This window comes from Rhodovarius lipocyclicus (assembly GCF_009900765.1).
In the GTDB taxonomy this organism is placed as follows: Bacteria; Pseudomonadota; Alphaproteobacteria; order Acetobacterales; family Acetobacteraceae; genus Rhodovarius; species Rhodovarius lipocyclicus.
The window spans coordinates 1-18,019 of sequence record NZ_JAAABL010000038.1 but is presented as its reverse complement, the minus strand read 5'-3'; the positions used below and the strand labels follow the sequence as shown (position 1 = coordinate 18,019).

Here is an 18,019-nt window from a genome sequence, read left to right as displayed (position 1 = left end):
CGCCCGATGAACCTGGCGCTGGCCGATATCCGGCACGGCCTCGGCCGTTTCCTGCTGACCTGCCTGGGGGTGGGGCTGCTGATGGGCGTCGCCTTGTCCATGGTGGGCATCTATCAGGGGCTGGTGCGGGAGGCCCTGGCCCTGACTCGCAGCCTGGATGCCGGGCTGTGGGTGGTGGAGGCGGGCACGCGCGGGCCCTTCGCCGAAGCCTCCCGCATTCCGGGCGATGTGCGGGAGATGGTGGCCCGCCTGCCCGGCGTCGCCGCCGCCGGCAGCCTGACCCTGCGCACGGCCGAGGCCGATGGCCCCACCGGCCGGCTGCGCGTGCAGGTGGTGGGCTATGAGCCCGGCCGCCCGGGCGGCCCCGCGCTGCTGACCCAGGGCCGGGGCCTCGGCTCCGCCCGGTTCGAGGCGGTGGCCGATGCCCGCACCGGCCTCACCCTCGGCGCCACGCTGATGTTCGGCACCGACCGTTATCGCGTGGTGGGGCTGACGCGGGGCATGGTGGCCTCGGGCGGGGACCCGGTGGTGTTCGTGGGCCTGCGGGACAGCCAGCGCATGCAGTTCCGCCTGGCCCCCGCCGCCGCCCGCCGCGCGGAGGCCGCGGGTGCCCCGCCCGCCGGCACCGACACCGTGAACGCCATCGTGGCGCAGCTGTACCCGGGCGCGGACGCCGCCGCGCTGACCGAGGCGGTGCGGCGCTGGAAGCACCTGACCGCGCTGTCGGGGCCGGAGCAGGAGGACCTGCTCACGCGCTCCGTTGTGCAGCGGGCCCGCATTCAGCTGGGCATGTTCACCGTGGTGCTGCTGTTCGTCTCGGGCGTGATCATCGCGCTGATCATCTACACCATGACCATGGACAAGCGGCGGGAGATCGCGACGCTGAAGCTGATCGGCGCGCCGGACAGCACCATCGCCGGGCTGGTGCTGCAACAGGCCATGCTGCTGGGCGGGCTGGGCTATGCCGCCGCCGTGGCGCTGGTGTTTTCCGTGCGCGACCATTTCCCCCGGGCGGTGGAACTCGGGGTGGCCGAGATCTCGGTCATGGCGGGGGTGATCGCGGCGATCTGCCTGCTGGCCAGCCTGCTTTCCATCCGCACCGCGCTGCGGGTGGACGCGCAACAGGCACTCGGCGGATGAGCGCGCCCACCCCCCTGGTGCTGCTGGAAAGTGTCGCCATGGTCTTCGGCCAGGGCGAGACCGCCGTGCGCGCCCTGTCGGACGTGACGCTGGCCGTGGGCCCGGGCGAGGTGGTGGGGCTGCGCGGCCCCTCGGGCAGCGGCAAATCCACGCTGCTGAACATCATCGCCTGCATCCAGGAACCTTCGGCCGGGCGATTGAGCCTGGATGGGCAGACGGTGTGGGAGGGGCGCTATCGCGTAGCCGACCTGCGGCGGCTGCGGCGGGAGCGCATCGGCTTCATCTTCCAGTTCCACAATCTGCTGCCCTTCCTGAACGCGCGGGACAATGTGGCCCTGGCCATGACCCTGGCGGGGATGGGGCTGGAGGCGGCGCGCGGCCGCGCCATGGCCCTGCTGGGGGAACTGCAGGTGGACCGCCGGGCCCTGGCCATGCCCGCCCGGCTTTCCGGCGGCGAGGCGCAGCGCGTGGCGATCGCGCGCGCCCTGGCCAATGACCCGCACATCATCCTGGCCGACGAGCCCACCGCGGCGCTGGATTCCGAACGCGCGCGGGTGGTGATGGACCTGCTGCGGCGGGTGGCGCGGGAACGCTCCTCCGCCGTGCTGGTCGTCACGCATGACGAGAAGATCTTCGACCGTTTCGACCGGATGGTATCGCTGCGGGACGGACGGATCGAGGCCGACCAGCGGGCGGGCGCTTAAACCCCCGTCGCCCAATCCAGGAAGGGCCGCCACAGCGCGCGCTCCGCGCCCTCGCCGGCCACCATGCCGATATGGCCGGCGGGCGTGCGGTGCACGGCGGCGCGCGCCATGCGGGCCAGCGGCAGGGAGGACGCGGGCGGCACGATGCGGTCGCGCTCGGGGATGGCGATGAAGGCCGGGCCCGTCCAGGCTTCCGGGCGCACCGGCAGCCCGGCCAGCAGCCATTCGCCGCGCGCCGGGTCGTTGCGGCCATACCAGCCGGCCAGGCATTCGCGCGCGACCGGCGCCGGCAGCGGGATGCCGTCGTTCAGCCAATCCTCCAGGCTGACGAAGCGACGGGCGCGGGGGCTGTCGGGCTCCAGCCGGGCGAAGGCGCGGAATTTCTGCGCGACGCCGAAGGGGTCCAGCGCCGCGAACAGCATCTGCAACGCATCCACCGGCAGGGCGCCATGGGCCTCCAGCACCGGCTCGAAACCCGGCAGCAGGCTGGCCAGCGCCCGGGCGCGCACCGGGTCCTCCGCGTGGAAATCCCAGGGCGTGGCCAGCAGCGCCAGCGCGCGCACCCGGTCCGGCCGGCGCAGCGCGGCACCCAGGGCCAGCAGCCCGCCCATGCAATAGCCCGCCAGCACCACCGGTTCCGGCAGGGCGGCCAGCGCGCGTTCCAGCCGGCCGGCGATCACATCGGTCAGGGTGAAGCGGCGCTCGGCCGCCCCCGGCCAGCCCCAGTCCAGCAGCAGCGGGCGCAGGCCCTGCCCGGCCAGGAAGCGCAGCATGCTGGCGCCCTCGTCCAGGTCCAGCACATGGGCGCGGTTGACCAGGCTCGGCACGAACAGCACCGGGGTTCCGGTGCCACCATAGTCCAGGATGCGGGCCGCGCCCTCGGCCCAGATGGCCGCGGGTTCGGCCAGGCGGCGCTGGTGCGGGTGGCGGCGATAGGCGGCGATGCCGGCCAGCAGCGCGCGGTCCTGTTCCAGCAGCTTGGCGAAAACGGCGGCCTGGAAGGCCTCAGGGCTTGCGCCGAGGGCGGCGAGGCCTTGGTTGATCCGCGCCTGGCTCTCCTGCCCCGCCTTCGATCTCGGCCAGGCGGCGTTCGAGGGCGGCGAGGCGTTCAGCCATGGCGCTGTCGGCGGCTGCATCGCGGCCATCGCGCGCATCATGCTGCCCATCAGGTGCAGGCTGAGCGGCCGCGGGCCGCGGCGCAGCATCGGGCCCGGGGGCGGGTTGCCCGGCGCCCGTGGGGGCACCGCCCCAAGGTTGCTGCCAATTGGGCCAAAGCCCTGCCCAGGCCCCGGCATCAGGCCGCAGCCCCTTCACCGTCTGGGCGCGCCAGAACGCCGCCGCGAGCGAGACGCTGGCCGCCCAGGCCTCCGCGAGTTCGGGATCGGTGGCGAGTGCCGCGAGTTCGCTCTGCCACAGTGTGATCCAGTCCTCCGCGAGGCTGTCGAGATCGGGGGGGGATTTCATCCATGCCTGTGTGGTCTGGTACCGAATAGCCTTATAGCGCGGCTTTCGGGGCATGACACGGACCCCGTGGCGTGTGCTAGCCTGCCGCATCAACGATTGGGGGGATAAGGCAACAATGGCACAAGGCAAGGCCGCATCAATGGCAGATACCAGCAAGGATGCCGCCACCCCCCCGGTGGTGGTGAAGAAATACGCGAATCGTCGGCTCTACAACACCGAAAGCAGCAGCTACGTTACGCTTGAGGATTTGGCGATGATGATCCGCCAGGGCCGCGATTTCGTCGTGTACGACGCGAAATCGGGTGAGGACATCACGCGCTCCGTCCTGACGCAGATCATCGTCGAGGAAGAGTCCAAGGGCGGATCGTTGCTGCCCGAACCCTTCCTGCGCCAGCTGATCCATTTCTACGGCGACCAGATGGGCGGCCTGGTGCCGCGTTACCTGGAGGCCGCGATGGGCGCCTTCACTGGCCAGCAGGACCAGTGGCGCTCGCAGATGCAGGGCGCCGTGACCGGCTTCAACCCCTTCGACCTGACCGAGATCAGCCGCAACAACATGGCAATGATCGAGCGCGCGATGGGGATGTTCAACCCCTTCGCCGGCGTGCCCGGCATGGCCGCCGGTGCCCGGCCCGAGGGTGCGCGCTCCGAGGTGGATGAGCTGAAGGCCGAAGTGGCCCGCCTGCGTGAGGAACTGGCCAAGGCCAAGGGCGGCTGAGCCCGTGTACGGGAGGGGGCGGGGCCCCTCCCGCGGCCAGGCTCAGATGTCGTAGCCCGGGTTCTGCCGGTCCAGCTTGCGCAGCAGGGACGGCCATTCCATCACGCCATAGGGGCGGCGCGTGCCGGGCTGGTAGTTGTTCCAGGTCTCGTCCAGCACGTTCTGCGGCACCTTGTTCAGCGGCGTGTTGCAGGCCATGGCGGCCAGCTGCGCGAAGCAGCTCTTCTCCAGCCGGTGCAGCCAGTTGAACGCCTCGCCCACCGTGTTGCCGCACACCAGCAGCCCGTGGTTCTTCAGGATCATGCAGTTGCTGTCGCCCAGGTCGCGCACCAGGCGCTCCTGCTCCGACAGGTTCAGCACCACGCCGTTGTAGTCGTGGTAGCTGATCTTGAGGAAGCGCATCGCCGTCTGCGTCAGCGGCAGCAGCCCGCATTCCAGCGAGGAAATCGCCATGCCCGGCCAGGTGTGGGTGTGGATGACGCAATTGGCATCCGGCCGCGCCTTGTGGATCGCGGAATGGATCACGAAGCCCGCGCGGTTGATGCCGAAATCGAAATCCCCGTAATCCGGCTTGGCCAGCACGTTCCCGTCCTCATCGATCTTGATGAGGGAGGAGGCGGTGATCTCCTCATACTGCATGCCATAGGGGTTGATGAGGAAGTTGTGCCCCTCGCCCGGCACGCGCATGGAGATGTGGTTCGCCCCCATGTCGTCCATGCCGTACATCGCCACCAGCCGGTAGCAGGCGGCGGTGTCCACCCGGCACTGCCATTCGGCGGGGCTGACCTTGTCCCGCATCGAGGAGATGCGGAGTTCCTTGCGGGCGTGTTCGAGCATGGACGTTCTCCTTTGTGGCCCCGGGCACGGCCCCGGGGCATGGGCGGCGTTGCGGCGGAGCATGCTGCCGCCGCACCTGTACGGTCAACCGGGCTTGTTGCCCGGCGGTGCCCCATGCCGGGGCGGCGGGCGCTGGCCTCAGACGAAGCTCCAGCGGAACCCGTCGCGCGTGTGCTTCAGCTTGCCCGCCGTCGGGTCCGGGAAATGGATGGGCAGGATGGTGGCGGGCGTATCGGCCGCGTCCTCGAAGATCTTCAGCCGCGACTGGGTGGCCGCCAGCGGGTCGTGGCAGAAGATGGTGGACCAGGACGGCTCATTCACCTGCAGCTGATGGTGCATCAGGTCGCCGGTGATGATCGCGCGCTCGCCCTTCGAGAAGATGTTCACGCAGCAATGGCAGGCCGAATGCCCGGGTGTGGGGATCAGGGTGATGGTGTCGTCCAGCGAGAAGTCGTCATCCACCAGGATGGCCTGGCCCGCGGCCACCACCGGCTCGCAATTCATGCGGAACACCTCGGGCTTGTGGGTCGTGCCCTCCCCGGCCTTGGCCGCCGCCTCCCAGAAGGCGTATTCGCGCTTGTGGAAGATATATTTCGCGTTGGGGAAGGTCGGCACCCAGCGCCCGTCCTTCAGCGTGGTGTTCCAGCCGCAATGGTCGATGTGCAGGTGGGTGCAGAACACATAGTCCACATCCTCCACCGTCAGCCCCTCGGCCGCGAGCCCGTCCAGCCAGGGCTGCTTGGGGAAGTCCATCGGCGCCGGATAGCCCTTGTCCTCACCGGTGCAGGTATCCACCAGGATGACGTGGTGCGGGGTGCGCAGCACGAAGCTCTGATAGGTGATGACCATCTTGTTGGTGCCGGGTTCCCAGGTGCGGGGGTCCATCTGCGGCAGCAGCGCGTGCGCGGCACCCGGGGGCGCGCCGGGGAACATCGTCTCCGCCACGCGCCACGGCCCGTCGCGCTCGATGATGGAGGTGATGGACACATCGCCAACCTGAAGACGCTTCATGGATGATTTCTCCCGTTAAGGGCGGGATGTTGGCGCGCCGGGGCCGGGCCGTGAAGGCCCCCCTATCCCCACGCCGGTCCGGCCAACCCCGCGATCTCGCGGATCAGCTTGCGCCGCACCGCGCCGCCGAAGGCCTCGAAATCCTCGGCCACGATCATGAAGGCGCCGGGCCCGCCGATCACGCTGTCGCGGAAATACTGGTCGAGCGGGATGGGCGGCGGGCGGCCGAAATTGGGCTTGTCGTTCACGATCGGCAGGCCGTTGATGACGATGCCCTCGGCCACCGCCTCGTCGCGCGCCATCTCGGCCGGGCGGCCTGAGTTGTTCACCCCGTCGCCCGAAACGTCGATCACCCGCCGCGTCGGCTCGAACGGGCATTCGCCCAGCACCCGGCGGGAGAAATCGATGGCGCCCGACACGCTGGTCCAGGACAGGCTGGCGCGCGGTGCCTCCGCCAGCGCATCGGCCCAGCGGGCGGCGTCGGCCGCCCCCGCCAGGCGCGTCCAGGGCAGGACCAGGCGCTGATACTCCGCCCCCGCCCATTCCACATAGGCCAGGCCGATGGCGCCCACGCTGCCGCGGCGGATGGCCTGGGCCACGCGCTCATCCAACAGGGCGTTGCGATAGCCTTCGCGTTGCAGCCGCGCCTCATCGGGGTCGATGGAGCGGCTGACATCCACGGCCAGCACCAGGGCCACATCCACGTCCAGCGGCTCCGCATGCAGGCCCGGCGCCGTGGGGAGGCCAGGCGCCGCCAGGGCCGCGCCGGAGGCCAGAAGGCTTCTGCGTCGCATCTCCGCTCCCCTGCCAGGAACTTCCATGGAAGCCTGGTGCGGTGCGGAAATGCAAAGCTTTTATGAAGGCTACAGGCCCCATGCCTCACGCCGGAGGGGCAGCTCCATCCCCACCACTTGCCAGCGCATCCGCAGCGGGTCCTGCAATGCCAGGGTGACATGCAGCGCGCTGTCGGCCTCACCCGGGGCATGCAGCGCCACCTGCCAATGGCGGGCGTCCAGCGGCCGCACCGCGCCGATCATGCCGAAACCACCCGCCCCGCGCGGCAGACGGTCCCGCACCAGCCCCAGCAAGCCCTCGGGGCTCGCCATGCCCTGGGCCACGTCGCGGGCCATGCCGCCCAGGAAACGATCGGCCTGCGGGGACAGCGGCTGGGTGTTCAGGCTGGCCGCGAATTGCGGGCCCAGGCTCGCCCAGTCCACCCGCTGCTCCAGCCCCTGGGCATCGCCAGCGGCCAACGCCTCACCCAACGTGGCGGCAGCCAGGAACGGCGCGCCGGCATAGGCCACGACCAGCCCCATCAGGCAGGCGGCGGCGGCGAAGCGCAGAAAGCGCGGACGGCGGCGGCGGACAGGGGGGGCGGGGATGGTCTCGCTGGCCTGCACCTGGCGGCTGGCGTCATACTCGGCCCAGATATCGTTCCAGAGATCGTCCTGGCATTGTGTCGTGCGGCGCATCACAATCTCCAAAATCGAGCTTACGTCTCGAAAATAAGAATGCGCGGAGATGGTGAGCCAAAGGTTAACGAGGCGTCGGGATCGTCTCGATTGTCTCAAAAATTCTACAGGCGCCAGGGGCTTCGCCCCCAGACCCCCACCAAAGGGCTCCGCCCTCTGGACACCCGCAAAGGGTTGTAACAACCCTTTGAACCCATAAGTTTGGCGCCTTACCTTGGCAAGTCGGGCGCCATTTTCATTATTAAAATCAAAGAGAAACCCCTGCCCAGGATCAGCACCAAACTGATGGGGTCCAGGGGCCTTTCGGCTCCTGGCGGGGAGCCCGAGGGGCAGAGCCCCTCGGTCTTACGCCCTCCGCCGCCCCAGCGCCGCGCCCAGCTCCATCTCAAGCCCCCGGAACGCATCCGCCAGGGCCGCGCTCATCGCCTCCGCGGCGGCGGCATCGCCTTCGCCGCGCACTGGCGCCTGCCCGCGCGGCGCGAACTGCCCCCGCAGCCGGCCGGAGACGAGCCCCCCATCCTCGATCAGCAAGGCGGAGAATGCCGCGCGCGCCTGGCCGCCCTGGGTTTCCAGCGCGGTCAGTTCCACTTCCAACACCAGGCTGCTCGGCAGGCGACTGGCTGGGGCGGTCACGGCGCTGAACAGGCCGCTGGCCTGCAGCCATTGGCGCAGGGAGGATTCCACCGCCTCGTTCGGCGGCGCGGCCCATTCAGCATAGGGGGCCAGCGCCAGCGTGCCGTCGGCGCGGATGGAACGCAGGGCGCGGCCGTCCATCCCCGCCCCAGGGCGCACGGCGCGCAGCAGCAGCGCGGGCGCGTTGGCGGCGGCGGGCAGGCTGGCCGGGCGTTGCGGCGCCAGCGGAAAGCGCCGCGTCTCGACATAGGGCCGCTCCGGCAGCACGGAGCAGCCGGGCAGCAAGGCCAGGGCCAGCAGGGCGCGGCGCCTCATCGGCCGGCTCCCGCGCTGGCCGGGGGCGGGGCGCCCAGCAGGGTCTGGCTTGGCGAGCGGCGGAGCATCTCGGTCACATCCCTCAGATTGCTGGTGATGGCGCGCAGGTCCCGCAGCACGGGCACCAGCTCGGCCTGGGTGTCCAGCGTGGCGGAGCGGGCGCTGCGCAGCCCGGATTCGAGCTGCGCCACGGTGCCGGGCAGGCGGGCGGTGGCCTGGCGCAGCTCGGCCATGGCGGCGCCGCCCTGCTGGATGGCCTGGCGCAGCTCGGGGCTGGCCATCACGGCATGGGCGGCGGCCACGGTCGCTCGCAACTCGCTGGCCAGGGCCGGCAGGTCGGCGGCCTCGGCGGATTGGCGCAGGCTGCGCGCCAGCACCGCCATTTCCGTCAGCGCCTGCCCGCCGGTGCCCTCGGGCGCCAGCTGGGTGCGCAGGTCGGTGATCAACCCGCTCAGGTTGGTCAGCATGCCGTTGATGTCCACCTGTTCCAGCCGGGCCATCAGCGCCTCGGCCGCCGACTGCACCTGGGCGCTGGTGGAGGGCATGGACGGGATCACGGGAAATTCCGGGTCCCAGGGAATGGCTCGGACCGGGTAGCGCTGGGCATCGACGAAATCCAGCTCGATATAGACGACGCCCGTGATGCCCTGGGTGGACAGCCGCGCCCGCATCCCGTTGGCGACCGAGCGTTCGATCGACAGCCCTTCCCCGATCTGGGCCCGGTTCAGGGTGAAGCGGACCATGACCAGGCGGAAGGCCGCGCCCTCATTCCGTTCCTCCACGCTGCGGTAATGCGCGGCGACCAGGCCGATCTCGGTCACGCGGCCCACCTGCACGCCGCGGAACCGCACGGAGGAGCCGATATCCAACCCCTGCACGGATTCGCGGAAATAGGTCTCGTGCATCTCGCCCCGGCCCTTGAAGGCGTCCGCGGTCAGGAACAGCAGGAAGCCGAGGCCGAGCGCCACCGCCACCAGCACCAGCACCCCCACGGAAAACGCATTGCGCGTCATGGCGCCTGCTCCATCACTTCGCGCCGGAAGAAGGCGCGCACCTTGGGGTGGGTTGCGTGGTCCCGCAATTCGCGGGGATTGCCCTCGGCGATCATGCCCTGGGCCTCCTTGTCCAGCATGATGCAACGGTCCCCGATGGCCAGGATCGACTGCAATTCATGCGTCACCACCACGAAGGTGGTGCCGGTTTCCCGCGCGAGCGTGAGGATCAGTGCGTCCAGCCCGGCGGAGGTGATGGGGTCGAGCCCCGCGCTGGGCTCGTCCAGGAACAGGATGTCCGGGTCCAGCGCCATGGCGCGCGCGATGCCCGCCCGCTTCAGCATGCCGCCCGAGATCTCGGCGGGCAGGCGCGAGGCGGCATCGCCGAGGCCCACCAGCCCCAGCCGCGCGCGCGCCAGGGCCTCCCGCGCATCGGGGGGCAGCTTCGTGTGCTGCTCCATCGGCAGGGCCACGTTCTGCATCAGGTTCAGGCTGCCCAGCAGCGCGCCCTGCTGCCACATCACCCCGATATGGGAGAGCGCCTCGTTGCGCGTCTTGCCGGTCAGCGTCGCCAGGGCCTGGCCCAGCACCCGCGCCTGGCCCTCGGCGGGCGGGATCAGGCCGATCAGCAGCTTCAGCAAGGTGGACTTGCCGCAGCCGGACCCGCCGAGGATGACGAACACCTCTCCCCGGCGGACGTTGAAGGTCACGTCCTGGAAGATGGTGCGGGTGCCGAAGCGGGCGGCCAGCTTCTCGGCCTCGATGACGTTGTCGGCCATGCTACCACCCCAGCCGGAAGAAGATGACGGCGAAGATGCCGTCCAGCACCACCACCGCGACCAGGGAGCCCACGACGGCCGAGGTCGCGGCATCGCCCACCGCGCGCGGGCCGCCGCCGGCCTTCAGCCCCGCCCGGCAGCCGATCAGGCCGATGGTCAGCCCGAACACCATGGCCTTGAACAGCCCGCCCGCCAGGTCCCCCACGGAAATCCAGTCCTGCAGGGAATTCATCACCATGCTGGCCGGGATGCCGAGGCCGCCCATCACCACCCCCATGCCCAGCAGGCCGGTCAGGTTCATCACCAGCGTCAGCACCGGCATCACCAGCCCGGCCGCGAAGATGCGCGGCAGCACCAGCCAGGCCACGGGGTCGATGCCCATGACCGAGAGCGCGTCGATCTCCTCATTCACCCGCATGGTGCCGAGTTCGGCCGCATAGGCGCTGGCGGAACGCCCGGCGAGCACGATGGCCGCGATCAGCGGCCCCAGCTCCCGCACCAGGGAGATGCCGACGAGCTGCGGCACGAAGACCTCGGCGCCGAATTTGCGCATCGGGATGGAGGACTGGAAGGCCAGGATCACCCCGATCAGCGTGCCCAGCAGGATGCACAGGCCGAATCCGCGCGTGCCCGCCTCATCCAGGTGGCGCGTCAGTTCCGAGAATCGCAGCCGCCAGGGGCGGGCCAGCAGCGCGATCCAGCCCTGCGTCACCTCCCCCAGGAAGGAGAGGCGGGTGCGGCATTGCGCGCCCGCCCCCAGCACCATCTGGCCGATGCGGGTGACGAAGCCCACCGGGCGGGGCGGGGCCGGTGGCGGGGCTGCCGCCAGGGCGGCGGCCATGCGCTTCAGGTTCTCGGCGGCGGCGCGTTCGTTGGGCGGGCGCAGCTCCACGCCCCCCGCGCGGCGCGCGGCCTCGGCCAGCAGCACGGCCCCCGCGCCCGAGAGCTGGGTGACGCCCGCCGCGTCGACCAGCGGCACGCCGCGCTTGCAGGCCTCCATCGCCCGGGTCCAGAGGCGCGCGGCATCGGCGGTGCCCAGCGGGCCGGTGAAGCACAGGGCGCCATCGGCCCGCACCTCCATGCCCGTGCTGTCCTTGTCCTGCCGCATGTCTCTCCCAACGCCGCGGGTCATCCGCTGTTGACGGATGAAACACGTGTCATCCGGGCGCGCAATCGCACGGATGCGTGGCTGGCGTAACGGATTAATTCGACCGGCCGGTCGGGTGGGAAGGCCGGAACCGCCAACAAGGGCGTGGGGGCATGCTTGCCCCGCCGCAATCCCTGTGTATGTTCGCCGCTGCGAAAAGGCCACATCAGAAGGCAATCAGGCGATGAAGCTGCTGGTCCCGGTGAAGCGGGTGGTGGACTATAACGTCAAGGTCCGGGTCAAGTCTGACGGGACCGGCGTTGAGACCGCCAATGTGAAGATGTCCATGAACCCGTTCGACGAGATCGCGGTTGAGGAAGCGGTGCGCCTGAAGGAAAAGGGCGTGGTCAGCGAGATCATCGCCGTCTCCGCCGGCCCCACCGCCGCGCAGGAGCAGATCCGCACCGCGCTCGCCATGGGCGCCGACCGCGGCATCCTGGTCGAGCACGACGGCGTTCTGGAACCGATCGCCGTCGCCAAAATCCTGAAGGCCCTGGCCGACAAGGAACAGCCGCAGCTCATCATCCTGGGCAAGCAGGCGATCGACGACGACATGAGCGCGACCGGCCAGATGCTGGCCGCCCTGCTCGGCTGGGGCCAGGGCACCTTCGCCTCCAAGGTCGAGATCGCGGATGGCTTCGCCACCGTGACCCGCGAAGTGGATGGCGGGCTGGAGACGGTGAAGCTGGCCCTGCCGGCCATCGTCACCACCGATCTGCGCCTGAATGAGCCGCGCTACGCCTCGCTGCCCAACATCATGAAGGCGCGCAAGAAGCCGATTGAGACGGTGAAGCCCGCCGACCTGGGCGTGGACGTGACCCCGCGCCTGACCGTGCTGAAGGTCGAGGAGCCGGCGAAGCGCTCCGCCGGTGTGAAGGTCGGTTCGGTGGCCGAGCTGGTCGACAAGCTGCGCAACGAAGCGAAGGTGATCTGAACCATGGCCATCCTGATCCTCGCGGACCATGACGGCGCGGCCGTCACCCAGCCCACCCGCAGCACCGTCGCCGCCGGCGCCAAGCTGGGCGAAGTGCACCTGCTGCTGGTCGGCGAAGGGGCGGCGACCGCCGCCGCCTCCGCCAGCCAGATCCCCTCCGTCGCCAAGGTGCTGGTGGCCGAGGACGCCTCGCTGGCCAAGCGCCTGGCCGAGCCCACCGCGGCCCTGCTGGTCTCGCTGGCCGGCGGCTACAGCCATCTGCTCGCCCCGGCCTCGGCCGCCGGCAAGAACGTGATGCCGCGCGTCGCCGCCCTGCTGGACGTGCAGCCGATCAGCGACGTGGCGGGCGTGATCGACGCCGACACCTTCGTGCGCCCGATCTACGCCGGCAACGCGCTGGCCACCGTGAAGAGCTCCGACCCGAAGAAGGTGGCCACCGTGCGCGCCGCCAGCTTCGACCCGGTGCCCGCCACCGGCGGCTCCGCGCCCGTCGAGACCATTGCCGCCGCCGCCGACCCTGCCCTGTCCAGCTTCCTGGGCGCCGAGGTGCAGAAGAGCGAGCGCCCGGAACTGACGGCCGCGCGCATCGTCATCTCCGGCGGCCGCGCCATGGGTTCGGCCGAGAACTTCGCCATCATCGAGAAGGTGGCCGACAAGCTGGGTGCCGCCGTCGGTGCCTCGCGCGCCGCGGTCGATGCGGGCTATGCCCCCAACGACCACCAGGTGGGCCAGACCGGCAAGATCGTGGCGCCGGAACTGTACATCGCCGTCGGCATCTCGGGCGCCATCCAGCACCTGGCCGGCATGAAGGACAGCAAGGTGATCGTGGCCATCAACAAGGACGAGGAAGCCCCGATCTTCCAGGTCGCCGACTACGGCCTGGTGGGTGACCTGTTCAAGCTGATCCCCGAACTCGAAACCGAGCTGGACAAGAAATAATGGCCACGCCCATCTACGCCCCCGCCAAGACCGACGCCCCTGTCCCTGAGATCAAGAGCGTCGGCGTGATCGGCGCGGGACAGATGGGCAACGGCATCGCCCATGTCTGCGCCCTGGCCGGCATTCCCGTCTTTCTGATGGACGTGAAGGCCGAGGCGCTGGACAAGGCGATGGCCACCATGGCCAAGAACATGGACCGGCAGGTCAGCCGCAAGCTGATCGCGCCTGAAGAGCGTGACGCGGCGCTCGCCCGCGTCACCACCGGCACCGACTACTCCCTGTTCGCCGATACCGATTTCGTGGTGGAAGCCGCCACCGAGAACGAGGCGATCAAGCGCGAGATCTTCAAGGGCCTCTGCCCCCACCTGAAGCCCGCGGCCATGCTGGCCTCCAACACCTCCTCCATCAGCATCACCCGGCTGGGTGCGGCAACGGACCGCGCCGAGCGCTTCATCGGCATGCACTTCATGAACCCCGTGCCGGTCATGAAGCTGGTGGAAGTGATCCGCGGCATCGCCACCGACGAGCAGACCTATCAGGCCGTGCAGGTGCTGGCGAAGAAGCTGGGCAAGACCACGGCCACCGCCGAGGATTTCCCCGCCTTCATCGTCAACCGCATCCTGGTGCCGATGATCAACGAGGCCGTCTATGCCCTGTATGAGGGGGTGGGCGACATCGTCTCGATCGACACCGCGCTGAAGCTGGGTGCCAACCACCCGATGGGGCCGCTGGAACTGGCGGATTTCATCGGGCTGGATACCTGCCTGTCCATCATGCAGGTGCTGCACGACGGGCTGGCCGACAGCAAATACCGCCCCTGCCCGCTGCTGGTGAAATACGTCGAGGCCGGCTGGTACGGCCGCAAGACTGGCAAGGGCTTCTACGACTACAGCCAGGACCCGCCGCGCCCGTCGCGGTGATGATGTAGGGCAGTCTGCGAGAGGGGCTTTGCCCCCCTCGCGCTCCCCCCACCAAAGGCCGAAAGGCCCTTGGTGGGGGAGTTTGAGGGGGCAGAGCCCCCTCATAGCGCCCTACCCGATCATCACCCCAGCGCCGCGTGGGCCAGGTTGCTCAGGATATCCATGCGGGCGATGTGCCAATCCTCGTCCGATTGCCGTGCGTTGGACAGGAAGGCGAAGCTGGTGCCGCTGTCCGGATCCCCCCACACATAGCTGCTGCCGACGCCGCCATGGCCGAAGGTGCCGGGGTGGGCGATGGTGCCCAGGCCCCGGATGGTGTCGCTGGTGCCGCGCGAATGCGGGCCCAGCCCCCGGTGCATGGGCACCCCCTGGGCCAGGTCGGGCCGGTCGCCCGTGAAGTTGCGGGTGACGTACTGCATCATCCGGCGGGAAACGAGGCGCGGCCCGTGCCCCAGCAGGGATTGATAGAACAGCGCCATGGCGCGGGCGGTGGCGTATCCGCCGCCGCCGGGCACGCCGGCGCGGCGGTGGGCCGGGCCGCATTCGGGCATGCGGGGCGTCTGGCCCAGATCGGTCACGTCATGCATGTCGGCGGCGCGGTGGTGCTCGGCGTCGGGCAGGCCGACGAACAGCTCGGCCTCCAGCCCCAGCGGGCGGATGATACGCTCGCGGATGAAATCCCGGTGGTCCTGGCCGGTGACGCGGCGGATCAGCACGGCGGCCACCCAATGGGCGGCGGCGGGGTGGTAGTGCACGGTGCTGCCCGGCGTGGTCTCCAGGGTGAAGCCGCAGACCACGTCCTCCAGCAGGGCCGGGTTCTCCCAGGCCTCGGGCGGGACGAGGGAGTTGGGGAAGCCGCCCTGGTGGGACAGCAGCTGGATCAGGGTGATGCCGCCCTTGCCGTGGCGGCAGAAGCCCGGGATGTGAGCCGCCACCGGGTCCTCGAAGCGGATGCGACCTTCCTCGGCCAGGATCCACAGGGCGCAGGCGGTGATGACCTTGGTGTTGGAATACAGCAGCCACAGGGACTGGTTGGTGGCGGGGGTGCCGGCGCGGGCCTCGCCCAGCACGCGGTGGGCGATCACCTCGCCATGATGGGCGATGGCGAAACTGGCGCCCAATTGCCGGCCTTCCGCGATATGGGCGCGGATGGTGGCCTCGATACGGTCGATCTTGCTGCGGTCCATGCGGGTGCTCCCTGGGGCGGAGCTTGCCCCCGGCGGCGGCGGGCGCCTAGCCCTCCCTGGTGGTGCCCGGGGAATCACGGCAGTGTGCGCCGCCATGACCCAGCACACCCCCACCGAGACCCTGCGCGCCCTGGCCGAGGCCGCCCTGGCCCATGCCGGCGCCAACCCCCGCATGGCGGCGCTGACCGCCACGGCGCTGATCGGCGGCGAGGCGATCGGCCAGGCCGGGCATGGCCTGTCGCGCGTGCCGCAATACGCGGCCTTCCTGCGCAACGGCCGCGCGGACGGGTCGGCGGAGCCGCGGCTGGTGAACCAGCGGGGCGGCGCCGCGCTGATCGATGCCGGGCATGGGCTGGCCTATCCGGCGCTGGCGATGGCGGAGGCCGAGGGTGCGGCGCGCGCCCGGGCGAATGGTGTGGCCTTCATCGGCATCGCCAACAGCCATCACGCCGGGGCCATGGGCCTGCCGGTGGCGCGGCTGGCGCGGCAGGGGCTGGTGGCGCTGGCCTTCACCAACTCCCCCTTCGCCATGCCGGTGCCGGGCGGCGCGCGGCCGCTGCTGGGCACCAACCCGATCGCGGCGGCCTTTCCCCGCGCCGGGGATGCGGCGCCGCTGGTCATCGACCTGGCGCTGAGCCAGGTGGCGCGGGCGAAGATCGCGGGCGCCGCCCAGCGCGGCGAGAGCATCCCCGAAGGCTGGGCGCTGGACGCCGCGGGCCGCCCCACCACCGACCCCAAGGCCGCGATGGGCGGGGCCATGCTGGCGCTCGGCGGGCCGAAGGGGGCCGCGCTGGCGCTGGTGGTGGAATTGTTGTGCGTGGCGCTGACGGGGGCCGCCTTCGGCTTCGAGGCCGATGGCTTCTTCCAGGATGAGGGCAACCGCCCTGCCCTGGGCCAGGCGCTGCTGGTGATCGACCCCGGCGCGCTGGCCGGCCAGGCCACCTATCTGGCGCGGATCGAGACGCTGGTGGCCACGATGCTGGAGGATGCGGGCGTGCGCCTGCCCGGTGCCCGCCACGCCACCCTGCCGGAGAGCCTAGCCATCCCCCCCGCCCTGCTGGAGAAGCTGCGCGCGCTGGCGGCATAGTTCGTCACGTTTCTTCACTCGCGGCCTGGGCGGTGACCGGATACTCAGGCCGCATGCAGTTCCCGCCCCATATCGCCCGGCGCGCGCTGCTGGTGGGGGGCCTGCTGCTGCCCACCGGCAGTTGCACGAACGACATCCCGGGCACCACCCCCGCCCTGCGGGAGGGGCCTTTCTACCCGCGCTCCATCCCCGGCGATGCCGACGCGGACCTGCTGCATGTGGCCGGCGCCGACCGCCCCGCCCAGGGCGAGCCCCTGCTGCTGACCGGCGTGGTGCGCCGGCAGGATGGCACGCCCCTGCCGGGCGTGGCGCTGGAGATCTGGCAGGCCGACGCCAACGGCATCAACATGCACCCGCATGACCCCAACCTGGGCCGGCGGGACCTGGGCTTCCAGGGCTATGGCCGCGCCACCACGGATGGGGCGGGGCGCTATGCCTTCCGCACCCTGCGCCCGGGCCTGTACGCCGGCCGGACGCGGCACATCCATCTGCGCGCCTACCCCCTGGGCCGCGGCCGCCCGCTGACGACCGAGATCTTCTTCCCCGACGAGGCCGCGAACGAGGAGGACCGGCTGTGGCTCGCCCTCTCTCCGGCGGAGCGGGCCATGCTGACGGTCAGGCTCGGCACCGATGCGCAAGGGCAGCGGGCGGAGTTCGATATCGTTCTGGGCTAGTGTCCTGCTTATCCGCTTCGTTCGCTGGAGATCCAGCGAACGAAGCGGGCAGGGCACTAGCGCCCGCCCGCCGGGCGCGCTACCGCCCCCTGCATGCGAAGCCCAGACCCCCAGCGTATCACCGGCCCCAACGCCGTGCGCGCCCTGTTCCTGCGCCGCCCGGAGCAGGTGGGCCGCCTGTTCTACACGCCCGAGATGCAGGAATTCGCGGCCCCCCTCGCGCGCTACATGGCGCGCCACAAGCTGCCCTATCGCATCGTGCCCAGCGACGAGTTGGACCGCATCGCCGGCACCCCCCACCACAACGGCATCGTGGCCGTGGCCGCCCCCCGCCGCGCCGAGCCCATGCCCGAACGCCTGCCAGACATCCTGTGGTCCGCCCCGGTGCTGCCGGTGCTGGACGGGGTGGGCAACCCGCACAATATGGGCGCCATCCTGCGCTCGGCGGTGTTCTTCGGGGCGAAGGCCGCCGTCATCTCCTCCGACCCGCGCCAGGCCGACCTGTCGGATGCGGTGTTCCGCACCAGCGAAGGCGCGCTGGAACAGCTGGACCTGTTCCGGGTGGAGGACCTGCCCACCTTCCTGCGCCGCATCGCGGGCCGGCTGGCGCCCGTGGTGGCCACCGCCGCCGGGGGCGTGCCGCCCCAGGCCCTGCCGCGCGGCAAACCCTTCGCGCTGGTGCTGGGCAATGAGGAACACGGCCCGGCCCCGGGCACCATCGCCGCCTGCCCGCTGCGGGTGACACTGCCGCCGCGCGGACCGGTGGAAAGCCTGAACGTGTCGAACGCGGCGGCGGTGCTGCTGTATGCGCTGGCGGGGTGAGGGCGCTGCCCTCACACTCCCGCTCGGGGGGAAATGACTTTCCCCCCGAGAGCCCCCCATTACTTTTTGCGAGTTTGGAGTGGATCGGAACCTGAAAAGGTTTTCTCGATAAAATTATAGGGCTTGTTGAGATTTAGATCTTTCCTGGTGACGTGTGTTTATGATTCACGCTTTGGATGACGCAGCGTTTGGTTTTGAGTGACGAGCAATGGGCGAAGATGTCGCCGCATTGCCTGGGCAAGGC

19 protein-coding genes are annotated in these 18,019 nt (G+C 70.4%); 9 read left to right on the top strand and 10 right to left on the bottom strand.

What is annotated here, in order from left to right; translation table 11 throughout:
* Window positions 1-6 precede the first annotated feature (6 nt).
* Window positions 7-1,140: an ABC transporter permease gene (locus GT007_RS18140; protein ID WP_160123076.1), complete on the top strand. Its 1,134-nt coding sequence runs from the start codon at window positions 7-9 to the stop codon at window positions 1,138-1,140.
* On the top strand, window positions 1,137-1,844 hold the full coding sequence (locus GT007_RS18135) for an ABC transporter ATP-binding protein (protein ID WP_160123075.1): 708 nt from the start codon (window positions 1,137-1,139) through the stop codon (window positions 1,842-1,844). Before GT007_RS18140 ends, GT007_RS18135 begins: the two co-directional genes overlap by 4 nt.
* Here GT007_RS18135 and GT007_RS18130 read toward each other — a convergent pair.
* Window positions 1,841-3,049: an alpha/beta fold hydrolase gene (locus GT007_RS18130; protein ID WP_201451976.1), complete on the bottom strand. Its 1,209-nt coding sequence runs from the start codon at window positions 3,047-3,049 to the stop codon at window positions 1,841-1,843. The genes GT007_RS18135 and GT007_RS18130 overlap by 4 nt on opposite strands.
* 398 nt (window positions 3,050-3,447) lie before the next feature.
* On the opposite strand from GT007_RS18130, the gene phaR reads away from it, so the two are divergent.
* Entirely contained in the window at window positions 3,448-4,026 is a 579-nt protein-coding gene (phaR, locus tag GT007_RS18125; protein WP_160123073.1) for a polyhydroxyalkanoate synthesis repressor PhaR, read from the top strand.
* Between the two features lie 42 nt (window positions 4,027-4,068).
* Here the strand turns inward: phaR and GT007_RS18120 are convergent, their stop codons facing one another.
* From GT007_RS18120 to GT007_RS18085, 8 genes are all read right to left on the bottom strand, one after another.
* Window positions 4,069-4,863 carry a class II aldolase/adducin family protein gene (locus GT007_RS18120; RefSeq protein ID WP_160123072.1) on the bottom strand — a complete coding sequence of 265 codons (795 nt, stop codon included), beginning with the start codon at window positions 4,861-4,863 and terminating at the stop codon, window positions 4,069-4,071.
* A 138-nt stretch (window positions 4,864-5,001) separates the two neighbouring features.
* The gene (locus tag GT007_RS18115; RefSeq protein ID WP_160123071.1) at window positions 5,002-5,874 is read right to left on the bottom strand and encodes an MBL fold metallo-hydrolase; all 873 of its coding nucleotides are present in this window, start codon (window positions 5,872-5,874) and stop codon (window positions 5,002-5,004) included.
* Window positions 5,875-5,936: 62 nt separating this feature from the next.
* On the bottom strand, window positions 5,937-6,668 hold the full coding sequence (locus GT007_RS18110; RefSeq protein ID WP_160123070.1) for a DUF1194 domain-containing protein: 732 nt from the start codon (window positions 6,666-6,668) through the stop codon (window positions 5,937-5,939).
* Window positions 6,669-6,737: 69 nt separating this feature from the next.
* Entirely contained in the window at window positions 6,738-7,346 is a 609-nt protein-coding gene (locus tag GT007_RS18105) for a DUF2939 domain-containing protein (protein ID WP_160123069.1), read from the bottom strand.
* 345 nt (window positions 7,347-7,691) lie between these two features.
* Window positions 7,692-8,294: an ABC-type transport auxiliary lipoprotein family protein gene (locus tag GT007_RS18100; RefSeq protein ID WP_160123068.1), complete on the bottom strand. Its 603-nt coding sequence runs from the start codon at window positions 8,292-8,294 to the stop codon at window positions 7,692-7,694.
* A complete protein-coding gene (locus GT007_RS18095) occupies window positions 8,291-9,307 on the bottom strand; it encodes an MlaD family protein (RefSeq protein WP_160123067.1) in 1,017 nt (338 codons plus the stop codon). Before GT007_RS18095 ends, GT007_RS18100 begins: the two co-directional genes overlap by 4 nt.
* Window positions 9,304-10,065, bottom strand: a complete 762-nt coding sequence (locus GT007_RS18090; RefSeq protein ID WP_160123066.1) for an ABC transporter ATP-binding protein — start codon at window positions 10,063-10,065, stop codon at window positions 9,304-9,306. Before GT007_RS18090 ends, GT007_RS18095 begins: the two co-directional genes overlap by 4 nt.
* Window position 10,066: 1 nt before the next feature.
* Complete coding sequence (locus tag GT007_RS18085) at window positions 10,067-11,173, bottom strand: ABC transporter permease (protein WP_201451975.1); 1,107 nt, start codon at window positions 11,171-11,173, stop codon at window positions 10,067-10,069.
* Between the two features lie 223 nt (window positions 11,174-11,396).
* On the opposite strand from GT007_RS18085, the gene GT007_RS18080 reads away from it, so the two are divergent.
* Genes GT007_RS18080 through GT007_RS18070 form a run of 3 tightly spaced genes read left to right on the top strand, consistent with a single transcriptional unit; the run spans window position 11,397 to window position 14,005 of the window.
* The gene (locus GT007_RS18080) at window positions 11,397-12,146 is read left to right on the top strand and encodes an electron transfer flavoprotein subunit beta/FixA family protein (protein ID WP_160123065.1); all 750 of its coding nucleotides are present in this window, start codon (window positions 11,397-11,399) and stop codon (window positions 12,144-12,146) included.
* Window positions 12,147-12,149: 3 nt separating this feature from the next.
* Window positions 12,150-13,085: an electron transfer flavoprotein subunit alpha/FixB family protein gene (locus tag GT007_RS18075; protein WP_160123064.1), complete on the top strand. Its 936-nt coding sequence runs from the start codon at window positions 12,150-12,152 to the stop codon at window positions 13,083-13,085.
* A complete protein-coding gene (locus tag GT007_RS18070; RefSeq protein ID WP_160123063.1) occupies window positions 13,085-14,005 on the top strand; it encodes a 3-hydroxybutyryl-CoA dehydrogenase in 921 nt (306 codons plus the stop codon). The genes GT007_RS18075 and GT007_RS18070 overlap by 1 nt, the downstream gene beginning before the upstream one ends.
* A 122-nt stretch (window positions 14,006-14,127) precedes the next feature.
* On the opposite strand, the gene GT007_RS18065 is transcribed toward GT007_RS18070, so the two are convergent.
* Window positions 14,128-15,192 (bottom strand): serine hydrolase domain-containing protein, encoded by a 1,065-nt coding sequence (locus GT007_RS18065; protein ID WP_160123062.1) that lies wholly within the window; start codon window positions 15,190-15,192, stop codon window positions 14,128-14,130.
* Window positions 15,193-15,286: 94 nt separating this feature from the next.
* Here GT007_RS18065 and GT007_RS18060 point away from each other — a divergent pair, with 94 nt between their 5' ends.
* The 3 genes from GT007_RS18060 to GT007_RS18050 all read left to right on the top strand — a co-directional run bounded on the left by GT007_RS18060 (window position 15,287) and on the right by GT007_RS18050 (window position 17,775).
* Window positions 15,287-16,279 (top strand): Ldh family oxidoreductase, encoded by a 993-nt coding sequence (locus GT007_RS18060; protein WP_160123061.1) that lies wholly within the window; start codon window positions 15,287-15,289, stop codon window positions 16,277-16,279.
* A gap of 53 nt (window positions 16,280-16,332) precedes the next feature.
* A complete protein-coding gene (locus GT007_RS18055; RefSeq protein WP_160123060.1) occupies window positions 16,333-16,953 on the top strand; it encodes a dioxygenase family protein in 621 nt (206 codons plus the stop codon).
* A gap of 93 nt (window positions 16,954-17,046) precedes the next feature.
* Window positions 17,047-17,775, top strand: a complete 729-nt coding sequence (locus GT007_RS18050; protein ID WP_160123059.1) for a TrmH family RNA methyltransferase — start codon at window positions 17,047-17,049, stop codon at window positions 17,773-17,775.
* The last annotated feature ends 244 nt before the right edge of the window (window positions 17,776-18,019 follow it).